Genomic DNA, 12,508 nt, shown 5'->3' on the forward strand with positions numbered 1-12,508 from the left:
GTTATTGTCATAGTAACTAACTGAAAAGTAATAATTGTATGGTTTTTTATGATTCTTTTTCAGAGCAAAGTTACAGTGATTTACCCGCCTAGATACCAAAATAACACTGATTCTGCCTTGCATAAAGTGCGAGAATATTATCTTTAAAACGCCATTTTTTCGTATAATAAAATAAGTTTTATGATCTCGCTAGCAAAAACCTTCCGAAAGGGCAAATTGTGGTGATTATGATCACAAACGGTGAGCTTTTAATTTGCGGAGCAAAATTAATATCATAAACTTAGGATGACTAAATTGGACGGCTGAAATAAGTCATTCAACATAACATCTAATCCTATAGGGGGAACTTAAGGTGAACATTCTCGGATACTTCCAGAAGGTGGGTAAGGCGCTTATGGTGCCGGTTGCCACACTTCCTGCAGCAGCAATACTCATGGGTATTGGCTACTGGATCGACCCAAATGGCTGGGGCGCAAACAGTGCACTTGCTGCATTTCTTATTAAAGCTGGTGCAGCGATCATTGACAACATGTCAGTATTGTTCGCTGTTGGTGTTGCTTATGGAATGTCTAAAGACAAAGATGGCGCCGCTGCACTTTCAGGCTTCGTGGGCTTCTTAGTTGTCACAACGCTTTTGGCCCCTGGTGCAGTATCACAAATTCAAGGCATTGACCCAAGTGAAGTACCTGCTGCATTTGGTAAAATCAATAACCAGTTCGTCGGTATCTTGGTTGGTATTGTTTCTGCTGAGTTGTACAACCGTTTTTCTCACGTAGAGCTGCACAAAGCACTGGCGTTTTTCTCTGGCAAGCGTCTTGTACCTATCCTAACGTCTTTTGCTGGTATCGTTATTGCGTTCATCCTGATGTACGTTTGGCCATCAGTTTACGGCGGTCTGGTAAGTTTTGGTGAAAGCATTCAAGGTATGGGTGAAGCAGGTGCAGGTGTTTACGCATTCTTCAACCGTCTTCTAATTCCTGTTGGTCTGCACCATGCACTAAACTCAGTGTTCTGGTTTGATGTCGCTGGTATTAATGACATTCCAAACTTCCTTGGCGGTGCGAAATCATTAGCTGAAGGCACGGCAACGGTAGGTGTTACGGGGATGTACCAAGCGGGCTTCTTCCCAATCATGATGTTTGGTTTACCAGGCGCTGCTCTAGCGATGTACCATACTGCGAAATCAAAGAATAAAGAGAAAGTGGCATCTATCATGATTGCAGCTGCGTTTGCTTCATTCTTTACAGGTGTAACAGAACCACTTGAATTTGCATTCATGTTCCTTGCTCCAGGACTGTACGTTCTTCACGCAGCGCTGACTGGTCTATCAGTTTATATCGCGGCATCAATGCAGTGGATTGCAGGTTTCGGTTTCTCTGCTGGTTTAGTCGACTTAGTATTGTCGACTCGTAACCCGCTAGCGGTAAACTGGTACATGCTCATTGTACAAGGTCTTGGTTTCTTTGCGGTTTACTACTTCGTGTTCCGTACCGTGATTGTTAAGTTTGGCCTTAAAACACCGGGACGTGAAGATGATGAAGAAGCTTCATCTAACGTGGCTGGATCAAGCAATTCTTCAGAGCTTGCTCGTCAGTACTTGAAAGCACTTGGCGGTCATGACAACCTAAGTTCTATCGATGCCTGTATTACTCGTTTGCGCCTTTCTGTGAAAGATATGAGCGTTATCAATGAGAAAACTCTGAAAGATCTTGGAGCTATGGGAGTTGTGAAGCTAGGTACAAACAACCTACAAGTTATTCTTGGTCCACTAGCAGAGATTGTTGCTGGTGAGATGAAGAATGTATCTAAAGATGAAGACTTAAGTGGTGTTCAGCTACCAGCTTAACTGTTTAATAGTGGTGTGATTGTTTGTTATTGGTATTGCAAACAATTGATACTACAACATCGCAAAAGGCCTCCGCAGGAGGCCTTTTTTCGTTTAGGCCCTTTGAATCTGCTTTGCTTTCACGCTAACTCGATAAATATTGTCGTTTTAGAGCGAGTTCTTGTTGTCTAATTGCTTAGAATTGTGGATCATTAGGAACAATGTACTCTGTGAAACCATACTTGGATACAGGGTTCCGTTTTCTCTGACAATACTAATATTTTTGAGGTGCTATAGATGAGTGAAGCTGATGCTCGTCCATCAAACTTTATTCGCCAGATCATTGATAAAGATCTAGCGGATGGTAAACACACTAGCGTGCATACTCGATTCCCGCCGGAGCCAAATGGCTACCTGCATATCGGTCATGCTAAGTCTATCTGTTTGAACTTCGGTATTGCTCAGGACTACCAGGGTCAATGTAATCTGCGTTTCGACGATACAAACCCTGAAAAAGAAGACATCGAATACGTTGAGTCTATCAAGAAAGATGTAAACTGGTTGGGCTTTGAGTGGAGTGGTGAAGTATGTTACTCATCAAACTACTTCGATAAGCTTTACGAATATGCAATTGAATTGATTAACAAAGGCTTAGCGTACGTAGATGAGCTAAGTCCAGAGCAAATTCGTGAATACCGCGGCACACTAAAGGCGCCAGGTAAACCAAGTCCATACCGTGACCGTTCTGTTGAAGAGAACTTGGCGTTGTTTGAAAAAATGCGCGCTGGTGAATTTGAAGAAGGTAAAGCGTGTCTTCGTGCTAAAATCGACATGGGTTCTTCATTCATGGTCATGCGCGATCCAGTTTTATACCGTGTGCGTTTTGCTACGCACCACCAAACTGGTGATAAGTGGTGCATTTACCCAATGTACGACTTTACGCACTGTATTTCTGATGCATTAGAAGGCATTACGCACTCTATTTGTACGCTTGAATTCATGGATAACCGTCGTCTGTACGATTGGGTTCTAGACAACATCACGATCGAAAGCCGTCCACATCAATACGAGTTCAGTCGTTTAAACCTTGAATATACAGTGATGTCTAAGCGTAAGCTTAACCAGCTAGTTACTGAAAAACTGGTTAATGGTTGGGATGATCCACGTATGCCGACTGTCTCAGGTCTGCGTCGTCGTGGCTTCACACCTGCATCTATTCGTGAGTTTTGTAAGCGTATTGGTGTAACGAAGCAAGAAAATATGATCGAGTTTAGTTCATTAGAATCTTGTATTCGTGATGACCTAAACGAGAACGCTCCGCGTGCAATGGCTGTACTGGATCCTGTTAAAGTTGTTATCGAAAACTTTGAAGCAGGCGCAGTAGAAAACTTGACAGTTGCCAACCACCCAAATAAACCAGAAATGGGCGTGCGTGAAGTGCCATTCACGCGTGAATTGTGGATTGAGCGTGAAGACTTCCGTGAAGAAGCGAACAAAAAGTACAAGCGTTTAGTGCTAGGTAAAGAAGTTCGTTTACGTGGTGCTTACGTGATCAAAGCTGAGCGCGTTGAGAAAGATGCCGAAGGCAACATCACAACGATCTTCTGTTCTTACGATGCAGATACGCTAGGTAAAAACCCAGCAGATGGTCGTAAAGTGAAAGGCGTTATTCATTGGGTGTCAGCTGATAAAGCTCTTCCAGCGGAAATTCGCCTGTACGATCGTTTATTTACGGTGCCAAACCCAGGCGCAGCGGAAGATTTTGCTTCTACTATCAATCCTGAATCATTAGTTGTGATCAATGGCTTCGTCGAGCCTAGCCTAGCTTCTGCAGAAGCAGAAAAAGGTTACCAGTTTGAACGTATGGGTTACTTCTGTGCAGACTCGAAAGACTCTTCAGCAGATAATCTAGTATTCAACCGCACGGTTGGTCTACGTGATACCTGGGCAAAAATTGAGAATCAATAATTTCAATTAATGCTGAGAACGATGAAAAAATGCCAGCAAACGCTGGCATTTTTTATACCTAATCCCACAGAGTGCTATATAGATGTGCAAAACTGTGGAGAAAAAAGATGGGTGTTTAGTAGCTTTTGTTCTGTAACCAAAGTACTGACGTCTAAGGTACTGACTTCTAGAAACAAAAAACGCCAGCATGTGCTGACGTTTACTTTTTAAATTAACAAACCCTTATTTTTTCGGTTTGTGTGCATCTGGATTGTCTTTACAACCACCATCGCTACACTTGCCGTACAAGTATAAGCTGTGGTTTGTTAGTGTGACATTGTACTTAGCTGCAATCTCTTTTTGACGTTCTTCAATAAGATCGTCAGAAAATTCAATTACCTCACCACAGTCTAGGCACACTAGGTGGTCGTGGTGATGTTGAGTCGATAATTCGAAGACTGACTTTCCACCTTCAAAGTGGTGACGAGTTACAATACCAGCATCGTCGAACTGGTTTAGAACTCGGTAAACAGTTGCTAGGCCAATTTCTTCACCTAGATCAATCAACTTTTTGTACAAATCTTCAGCACTGATGTGCTGGCAGTCTGGCTGCTGAAGTACTTCTAGAATTTTTAGCCTCGGAAGGGTTACTTTTAAACCCGCATCCTTCAGCGCCTGATTATTATCTGACATATACTTTCCCGTTGGATCATCTGCAGCGATTTAACAGAATTCAATCTTCCTACCATTATAGGATAAGCGTTCGGAACATTAAACCACGAACTTCAAAGGGTTAATAGAATCTTTTTGTAAATTAGAAACAGGTCCATTATATTACAGCTCTGACCAGTTACAATTGTGTAACATTAAGCTTGGAGAGGGCAGGGATAGCGATGAATAGGCGACTAGCGAAGATATACAAACCAGGAATTGTAAAGTTCGCACTCAATATTTGGCCTCCTTTTTGGGGGGCGGGTATTAAAATCTTACATATTTCTCAAGACTTCCGTACTGTAAAGGTACGTTTAAAGCTTCGCTGGTGGAATAAAAATGCCAATCGCACCCAATATGGCGGCAGTATTTTCTCTTTAACTGATCCTATTTACTCGTTGATGCTGATGGGGATTCTACGAGAGGAATATTATGTGTGGGATAAAGAGGCAAGCATTAACTTTATTAAGCCGGGGCAAAGTGATTTGTTTGCAGAATTTGAGGTCACTGAAGGGATGCTGGAAAACATTTATCAAATGACACGGAATGGAGAAAAGTGTTTTCCTGAGTTTATTACTCATGTAAAAGATAAACAGGGGAATGTGGTTTCAGAGGTTCAACGCAAGCTTTATGTAAGAAAGAAACCTCAGTATCGCGAAGAGGAAGTACTTACCGATGCTGTGTGACAATACATACAAAAAGACCTCCAAGTGGAGGTCTTTGCATCATTCAATTTGATTAGCCTTCTAGCTCAGCTAAACACATCTCTTCATAGATCTGTTTAACCCAGCTTTCAACACGCTCGTCAGTCAATTCTGGTTGGCGGTCTTCATCAATACATAGACCTACGAATTGGCTTTCGTCACCTTCAACAAGTGCTTTAGACGCTTCAAATTCGTAGCCTTCTGTCGAGGTATGGCCAAGAATTGTGCCGCCTTTAGATTCAACGATATCACGGACTGTGCCCATCGCGTCACAGAAGTATTCTGCGTAGTCTTCTTGGTCGCCACAGCCAAAGATAGCCACTAGCTTAGTAGAGAAGTCGATTTGCTCAAGCTCAGGGAAGAAGTCATCCCAATCACATTGTGCTTCGCCGTAGTACCAAGTTGGGATACCTAGAAGAAGAAGATCGAAGTTATCAATGTCTTCTTTGCTGCTTTTCGCGATGTCTTGAACGTGAACTAGATGTTTACCTAGTTGCTTTTGAATCATCTTTGCAACGGCTTCAGTATTACCTGTGTCGCTACCGAAGAAGATACCTACACTTGCCATAGAGTCTATACCTTTACATTGTTTGTTATTGGCGATGTTACTAAGGGTTTAACCTAACCCTGAGCCTTCCCAAGTTAGCTGAATTACACCTTTTGCAATAAAGCCAGCACAGCCTAGGAAAAGGACTAACCACACAATACGACGACCAAAAACAGGTACATTGCCTTGCTTTAGCACATCTTTTATCGCCATCCCGATGAAAAAAAAGATAGCAGCAAAAAGAAGATCGAGCCCAATAGACTCGAGCATATCCATATAGTCGTAAAGCATTTTAGCCCTTCATGCCGAAAAATCTTGGGCGCACTATACCACTGTTAAACGGTAAAGTTAATGCACTACAAGAAGGGTTATTTCAATAATCTAGTGTTGCTTTTCGAATTTGTTAACTCGAAATGTATTTTCGAATGACTCTCATTACTTCTGTCGGTTTCTCGGCGTGTAACCAGTGACCAGTGCCAGCGATAATGTGTGCTTTAGCATGGTTAAATTGTCGCTTCACTGCCGGCTGATGTTCTGGCATTAAGTAGTCAGAGTCGCCGCCTTTGATAAATAAAGTTGGGATATCTGTTGGTGTGATTTCTTGCCAGCCAATAATTTGGTCATAATTCTCAAAAAGGCTCGGTACGTTAAACCGCCAATCCATCTTATCGCCATTTTTGTACAGTGATTTAGAGAGAAATTGTCTTACACCATCGAGTTCAATATGTTGAGCTAGGATATCCATGGCTTGCTGTCGATTTGCTGGTTTTTCATTAATAACAGCATGTAAGCCGTTAAAAACATTATCGTGACGGTTCGTAGTGTAGGCTACAGGCGCCATGTCGAGAACGACTAACTGCTTGACTACATTTGGCGCAATGTCCACAAGAGCCATCGCGACTTTTCCGCCCATGGAGTGACCAATAACAATAGATGGCTCAACGTTTAAGTGCTGAAGGAGCTGAGCCACATCTTTTGCCATATCGGTATAGTTATGGACTTCGGAGTGTAAAGAGAGGCCGTGATTTCTCAGATCAATACTGATCACCGTGTGATCTTTAATAAGATCGCGGGCGAGTAGACCCAGATTACTTAAACTACCAAACAATCCGTGAATCAAAACAACTGTTTGGCCTTGGCCTTCCTGCTTATAGTTGAGTAATGCTGACATTTTATCTTATTCGTGATGGGTTTAACGTGGAGTATCCGCGTGGATCTCGTTATAATCCCCCAGAGTTTAAACATTGAGAATGTGAAAAGCGAATGAAAACAATTGAGGTTGATGAGGATCTATACCGTTATATAGCTAGTCAAACTAAGCATATCGGTGAAAGCGCCTCGGATATTTTGCGACGCCTTTTAAACCTTGATGGTCAGTTGCAGGAAGCTAAAGCCGCGCCTGTAGTAGAGAAGCCACAAGGGATTGTAGTAAGTAAAGATGCGGGTAAAACGGAATCTGTTGATGTAGTGAAAGAAATGCGTTCGCTGCTTATTTCTGATGAGTTTGCCGGTCTAAAAAAAGCGATTGATCGCTTTATGTTGGTATTATCGACCTTACATAAATTGAATCCAGAAGGTTTCGCCCAGGCTACGAATGTAAAAGGACGCAAACGCGTGTACTTTGCAGATAATGAAGAAACCTTGCTAGCAAACGGTAATACGACCAAGCCAAAAGCCATTCCTGGCACACCGTTTTGGGTTATCACGAATAACAATACAAGTCGTAAAAGACAGATGGTTGAACAAGTGATGGCACACATGGGGTTCCAACCTGACTTAATAGAAAAAGTAACAGGTTCAATCTAAGAAACCTGATAGAAGCCTCATAATGCGTCGCAGTGAGCGGATATTATGAGGCTTTTTTAATTTTATTTGTATTGAAAGAAAGGATGTCAAACATGGCTATGCACCCTCGTGCTGGGCAAAAAGCGCAGCAGGAAGATCTTCACAATATCCCAGCACTCGTTGCTAACTACTTCTTACTTCAACCAGACGCGGCAAACGCAGAACACAAAGTTCAATTTGGTACTTCTGGCCACCGCGGTACTGCAGACAAGCACACTTTTAACGAAAACCACATTTTAGCGATCGCTCAAGCGGTAGCAGAAGTTCGTGCTGAGCAAGGCACAATTGGCCCGTTGTTTGTGGGTAAAGACACGCATGCGCTATCTGAGCCTGCTTTCTCAAGTGTGATTGAAGTACTGATTGCAAACGGTGTGAAAGTGATTGTCCAACAAGACAACGGTTACACGCCAACACCGGGTATTTCACACGCGATTCTGACTTACAACATCAAACACGATGAAAAAGCAGACGGTATCGTTATTACCCCATCACATAACCCACCACAAGACGGCGGTATCAAATACAATCCGACACATGGTGGTCCTGCAGAAGCTGAGTTGACTCAAGCTATCGAAGATCGTGCGAACGAATTGATTGCTGAAGGTTTACAAGGTGTTAAACGCCTACCACTAGCAGAAGCAAAAGCATCGGATCTGTTTGTAGAGATGGACTTGGTGAAGCCATACATTGATGACCTGGTGAACGTTATCGATATGGAAGCAATCCAAAAAGCGAACCTGAAGATTGGTGTAGATCCATTGGGTGGCAGCGGTATCGATTACTGGCGTCAAATTGGTCAGGCATACAACCTAGACCTAACGCTAGTAAGTGAATCTATCGATCCTTCTTTCCAATTCATGTCGCTAGATAAAGACGGCGTTGTGCGTATGGACTGTTCTTCTCCTTACGCAATGGCGGGTCTATTGGCACTGAAAGACGAATACGATTTAGCATTTGGTAACGATCCTGACTACGACCGTCACGGTATCGTTACGCCAAAAGGTTTGATGAACCCGAACCACTTCTTAGCCGTTTGTATTGACTACTTGTACCGTCATCGTGACGAGTGGGGTAAAGATGTCGCTGTTGGTAAAACACTAGTTTCAAGTGCGCTGATTGACCGTGTTGTTGCGGATCTAGGTCGTGAGCTATGTGAAGTGCCTGTTGGTTTCAAATGGTTTGTAGACGGTCTGTACACTGGTAAGTTTGGTTTCGGCGGCGAAGAAAGTGCTGGTGCGTCTTTCCTTCGTAAAGATGGCACGCCTTGGTCAACAGACAAAGATGGCATCTTGCTATGCCTTCTAGCAGCAGAGATCACTGCGGTAACGGGTAAGAACCCACAAGATTACTATGAAGAGCTAGCGGCGAAGCACGGTGAGTCGAAGTACAACCGTATTCAAGCTGTAGCAAATGGCCCACAAAAAGACGTATTGAAGAAGTTGTCACCAGAAATGGTTGCGGCTGAAACTCTAGCAGGTGATGAGATCACTGCTCGTCTAACGCATGCACCAGGCAATGGTGCTGCGATTGGTGGCCTTAAAGTAACGACAGCTAACGGTTGGTTCGCTGCTCGTCCATCAGGCACAGAGGACATCTACAAGATTTACTGTGAAAGCTTCAAAGGTGAAGAACATCTGAAACAAATCGAAGCTGAAGCACAAGAGATCGTTAATCAAGTGTTTGCAGCCGCTGGTTTGTAAAACATCCAATGGTCAATGTATCTAGCAAAGGGTTGATGTGAAAACATCAACCCTTTCATGTTTAAGTGCCCCGAACCGCTTTATCTCCGGGCCATGAATCTGGTACCACAAACCAGAATTGACCGTCTTCCGTTTGTGCGTGTATGAATCGATCTAAAGGCTTTTCAATAGGTTGAGAGAAATCGTCTGTACCGATCGCCCAGCATGGTTTATGTAAATGATAAAGGGGTTTACCAATTAAATCCCATTGACTTTGATAGCACCAGTAACCACTAATCTGACTTGGATTTAATTCATAACCCAAGCACTCCTTAGGGGGTGGCTCTGGAGTAAACGGATTGATATAGAGTCGTCCTTGCATCATTAGGCGCTCTTGTGGGGCGTCGTTTAACGGAATTATTTTTTGAAATTCCGGGCGATCGCTCATTTTCAATTGATGAGTAAGCATTCTATTCAGTTTTGTATGCAGCTGGTCGTGAGCATTCGGACCATACCAAACGCCGTTATAAAGAAGATAAAACTTAATCGCCACTTCCCAGTGTTCTATTTGATTTGATTCTGTATTCCGCAACACCAAATCGACAGCACCAATGGTCTTACCTTCCGCGTCGTTTAACTGAATTTCTTCGGCAATAATCTGATATCGTTCTGAATTAGAAAGAGCCGCAGTGCATAGGTGCTGATATAAAAAACCCAGCCTCGGATTACCATTGTATTGTTCTGAGCTATTCAAAGGTTTGACCGAGACATCTTCTAAGGTTGCAAACGGAGGGGTTAACTTGAAAAGCGGAGGTGAAGTGGCGATCCATTGGTAAAAGCGTTGCAGTTGGTTCATCCGTATCCCTAAATTTATGGTGAGGCGACAAGCTTTGTTATTGTAACTAAATTTGCTTTTGAGGGTAGGGTGGCTAGCATCGATATTAGGGTTCGAGATACACTTTAAAGACCTAAATGATATCAAGGTGCCAGATGTCAAAACGTTGTTGTATCAACTAGGTTGCACTCTTTCGTCTGATTCCATCGAGAGGTTATTTAGGTTTACATGCGCTAGAAATTGGAAGTAATAATGAATAACTTAAAGTTAGAACAGATTCTTAATGACAAACTGTCACCGCAGTTAATTAAAGATTACGCACCAAATGGGTTACAGGTAGAAGGGAAATCAGCGGTAAAGCGTGTTATCACTGGCGTAACCGCCTCTCAAGCCTTAATCGATAAAGCGATTGAGCTTAATGCAGACGCATTGCTTGTTCATCATGGCTATTTTTGGAAAGGTGAGCCTGAGCCAATTCGTGGCATGAAAGGTAAACGAATTCGTAGCCTGATCAAAAATGATATCAACTTATATGGTTATCACCTTCCTCTAGATATTCATCCAGAGCTAGGCAACAACGCTGAATTAGCTCGCTTACTTGAAATCGAAGTAGAAGGTGGGCTTGAAGGGCACCCTCAGTCAGTTGCTATGTTTGGGCGCTTGAAAAAGCCGATGTCTGGTGTTGAATTTGCGAGTAAGATCAACCAAGTTCTTGAAAGAGAGCCTCTGCATATCGCTCCAGAGAATACTGATAAGATGATTGAGACAGTCGGCTGGTGCACTGGTGGAGGGCAGGATTTCATTGAACTTGCTGTACAGCACGGGCTGGATGCATTTATCTCTGGAGAAATTTCAGAGCGCACCACTTATACCGCTCGTGAAATGGACATTCATTACTTTGCTGCAGGTCATCATGCTACTGAGCGTTATGGTGTTCAGGCCTTAGGCAAATGGCTAGCGGATGAATACGGCCTACATGTGGAGTTTATCGATATAGATAATCCGGTTTAACGTTCGCTATTCGTAACGTTAAGTGCTGAAAAGAAAAAGGGTTGAGACGAAAATCTCAACCCTTTTGTTTGTCTATCTTCGTACTAAAAGATCATTCACGTTCGTGAAGTGGAGAAAACTCACGTTGTGTTTCGCCAGTGTATAGCTGACGAGGACGACCAATGCGGTTCAGTGGATCGCTATGCATTTCGTTCCAGTGAGCAATCCAGCCGATGGTACGAGAAATCGCGAAGATAACCGTAAACATAGAAACTGGAATACCAATCGCTTTAAGAATGATACCTGAGTAGAAGTCTACGTTCGGGTACAGCTTCTTAGACACGAAGTACTCATCAGAAAGCGCAATGCGCTCAAGTTCCATTGCAACGTCTAGCAGAGGGTCTTGAATGTTTAGCTCTTTGAGAACTTCATGACACGTTTCGCGCATTACTGTCGCACGTGGGTCGTAGTTCTTGTAAACGCGGTGACCAAAGCCCATTAAGCGGAATGGGTCATCTTTGTCTTTCGCGCGGTCTACATATTCAGGGATCTTATCGACGCTGCCAATCTCTTCTAGCATTCTCAAGCAGGCTTCGTTCGCACCACCGTGAGCAGGTCCCCAAAGGGATGCAATACCAGCGGCAATACATGCAAATGGGTTCGCACCAGAAGAGCCAGCTAGACGTACAGTTGATGTCGACGCATTCTGTTCGTGATCCGCGTGTAGAGTGAAAATCTTATCCATCGCACGGGCAACCACAGGATTTACTTCATACTCTTCGCAAGGGTTTGCGAACATCATATGCAAGAAGTTCTCTGCGTAGCTAAGGTCGTTACGAGGGTAAATAAATGGCTGACCGATAGAATATTTGTAACACATCGCCGCCAGTGTTGGCATTTTTGACAGCAGGCGGTACGCTGCAATTTCGCGGTGTTCGTCGTTGTTAATGTCAAGAGAGTCGTGATAGAAGGCTGCAAGTGCTCCAACTACACCACACATTACCGCCATTGGGTGAGCATCGCGTCGGAAGCCATGGAAAAAGCTTGCGATTTGCTCGTGTACCATTGTGTGACGAGTAACGGTCGTTTTGAATTGCTCGTATTGTTCTCGGGTAGGGGCTTCACCATAAAGAAGGATGTAACATACTTCTAAGTAATCTGCGTTATTGGCTAATTGATCAATCGGGAAACCGCGGTGCAAAAGAATACCTTTGCCGCCATCGATGTACGTGATTGATGATTCACAAGATGCAGTGGCAAGAAAACCTGGGTCAAAAGTAAAGTAACCATTGGCTCCCAGCTTACGAACGTCAATTACAGGTGTACCTAGCGTACCGTCCATAATTGGCAGTTCGATTGGCGCTTGACCTTCAACATGAAGGGTCGCTTTCTTATCCGCCATAACAATCTCCTTTGTTTATTATT

Annotated in this window: 12 protein-coding genes; 6 read left to right on the top strand and 6 right to left on the bottom strand. The window is 43.4% G+C overall.

Going from position 1 to position 12,508, the window contains the following annotated elements; all coding sequences use genetic code 11:
- Positions 1–352 precede the first annotated feature (352 nt).
- Complete coding sequence (gene nagE / locus R7F67_RS13115) at positions 353–1,846, top strand: N-acetylglucosamine-specific PTS transporter subunit IIBC (protein ID WP_005384985.1); 1,494 nt, start codon at positions 353–355, stop codon at positions 1,844–1,846.
- Between the two features lie 276 nt (positions 1,847–2,122).
- Positions 2,123–3,793: a glutamine--tRNA ligase gene (gene glnS / locus R7F67_RS13120; protein ID WP_005382124.1), complete on the top strand. Its 1,671-nt coding sequence runs from the start codon at positions 2,123–2,125 to the stop codon at positions 3,791–3,793.
- Between the two features lie 222 nt (positions 3,794–4,015).
- On the opposite strand, the gene fcrX is transcribed toward glnS, so the two are convergent.
- A complete protein-coding gene (gene fcrX, locus R7F67_RS13125) occupies positions 4,016–4,465 on the bottom strand; it encodes a ferric iron uptake transcriptional regulator FcrX (protein WP_005382141.1) in 450 nt (149 codons plus the stop codon).
- Positions 4,466–4,665: 200 nt separating this feature from the next.
- Here fcrX and R7F67_RS13130 point away from each other — a divergent pair, with 200 nt between their 5' ends.
- The gene (locus R7F67_RS13130; RefSeq protein ID WP_005382144.1) at positions 4,666–5,169 is read left to right on the top strand and encodes a DUF4442 domain-containing protein; all 504 of its coding nucleotides are present in this window, start codon (positions 4,666–4,668) and stop codon (positions 5,167–5,169) included.
- A gap of 52 nt (positions 5,170–5,221) precedes the next feature.
- On the opposite strand, the gene fldA is transcribed toward R7F67_RS13130, so the two are convergent.
- From fldA to R7F67_RS13145, 3 genes are all read right to left on the bottom strand, one after another.
- Positions 5,222–5,755 (bottom strand): flavodoxin FldA, encoded by a 534-nt coding sequence (fldA, locus tag R7F67_RS13135; RefSeq protein ID WP_005382146.1) that lies wholly within the window; start codon positions 5,753–5,755, stop codon positions 5,222–5,224.
- A 48-nt stretch (positions 5,756–5,803) separates the two neighbouring features.
- Positions 5,804–6,025, bottom strand: a complete 222-nt coding sequence (locus tag R7F67_RS13140) for a DUF2788 domain-containing protein (RefSeq protein ID WP_005393038.1) — start codon at positions 6,023–6,025, stop codon at positions 5,804–5,806.
- 112 nt (positions 6,026–6,137) lie between these two features.
- On the bottom strand, positions 6,138–6,905 hold the full coding sequence (locus R7F67_RS13145; protein WP_318057210.1) for an alpha/beta fold hydrolase: 768 nt from the start codon (positions 6,903–6,905) through the stop codon (positions 6,138–6,140).
- 92 nt (positions 6,906–6,997) lie between these two features.
- On the opposite strand from R7F67_RS13145, the gene seqA reads away from it, so the two are divergent.
- Positions 6,998–7,540 carry a replication initiation negative regulator SeqA gene (gene seqA, locus R7F67_RS13150; protein WP_005382149.1) on the top strand — a complete coding sequence of 181 codons (543 nt, stop codon included), beginning with the start codon at positions 6,998–7,000 and terminating at the stop codon, positions 7,538–7,540.
- A gap of 92 nt (positions 7,541–7,632) precedes the next feature.
- Positions 7,633–9,279, top strand: coding sequence for a phosphoglucomutase (alpha-D-glucose-1,6-bisphosphate-dependent) (gene pgm / locus R7F67_RS13155; protein WP_005382154.1), 1,647 nt, complete (start codon positions 7,633–7,635; stop codon positions 9,277–9,279).
- A 61-nt stretch (positions 9,280–9,340) separates the two neighbouring features.
- On the opposite strand, the gene R7F67_RS13160 is transcribed toward pgm, so the two are convergent.
- Positions 9,341–10,114, bottom strand: coding sequence for a DUF1853 family protein (locus R7F67_RS13160; protein WP_017819952.1), 774 nt, complete (start codon positions 10,112–10,114; stop codon positions 9,341–9,343).
- A 231-nt stretch (positions 10,115–10,345) separates the two neighbouring features.
- On the opposite strand from R7F67_RS13160, the gene R7F67_RS13165 reads away from it, so the two are divergent.
- Positions 10,346–11,104 (top strand): Nif3-like dinuclear metal center hexameric protein, encoded by a 759-nt coding sequence (locus R7F67_RS13165; RefSeq protein WP_005382162.1) that lies wholly within the window; start codon positions 10,346–10,348, stop codon positions 11,102–11,104.
- Positions 11,105–11,195: 91 nt separating this feature from the next.
- Here the strand turns inward: R7F67_RS13165 and R7F67_RS13170 are convergent, their stop codons facing one another.
- Positions 11,196–12,485: a citrate synthase gene (locus R7F67_RS13170; protein ID WP_017819951.1), complete on the bottom strand. Its 1,290-nt coding sequence runs from the start codon at positions 12,483–12,485 to the stop codon at positions 11,196–11,198.
- Between the last annotated feature and the right edge of the window lie 23 nt (positions 12,486–12,508).

It is taken from the genome of Vibrio sp. YT-17 (assembly GCF_033337375.1).
Classification (GTDB): Bacteria; Pseudomonadota; Gammaproteobacteria; order Enterobacterales; family Vibrionaceae; genus Vibrio; species Vibrio alginolyticus.

Coding starts and splice junctions, on each gene's coding strand:
- glnS (WP_005382124.1), top strand. CDS start 2,123: ATGAGTGAAGCTGATGCTCGTCCATCAAACTTTATTCGCCAGATCATT.
- fcrX (WP_005382141.1), bottom strand. CDS start 4,465: ATGTCAGATAATAATCAGGCGCTGAAGGATGCGGGTTTAAAAGTAACC.
- R7F67_RS13130 (WP_005382144.1), top strand. CDS start 4,666: ATGAATAGGCGACTAGCGAAGATATACAAACCAGGAATTGTAAAGTTC.
- fldA (WP_005382146.1), bottom strand. CDS start 5,755: ATGGCAAGTGTAGGTATCTTCTTCGGTAGCGACACAGGTAATACTGAA.
- R7F67_RS13140 (WP_005393038.1), bottom strand. CDS start 6,025: ATGCTTTACGACTATATGGATATGCTCGAGTCTATTGGGCTCGATCTT.
- R7F67_RS13145 (WP_318057210.1), bottom strand. CDS start 6,905: ATGTCAGCATTACTCAACTATAAGCAGGAAGGCCAAGGCCAAACAGTT.
- seqA (WP_005382149.1), top strand. CDS start 6,998: ATGAAAACAATTGAGGTTGATGAGGATCTATACCGTTATATAGCTAGT.
- pgm (WP_005382154.1), top strand. CDS start 7,633: ATGGCTATGCACCCTCGTGCTGGGCAAAAAGCGCAGCAGGAAGATCTT.
- R7F67_RS13160 (WP_017819952.1), bottom strand. CDS start 10,114: ATGAACCAACTGCAACGCTTTTACCAATGGATCGCCACTTCACCTCCG.
- R7F67_RS13165 (WP_005382162.1), top strand. CDS start 10,346: ATGAATAACTTAAAGTTAGAACAGATTCTTAATGACAAACTGTCACCG.
- R7F67_RS13170 (WP_017819951.1), bottom strand. CDS start 12,485: ATGGCGGATAAGAAAGCGACCCTTCATGTTGAAGGTCAAGCGCCAATC.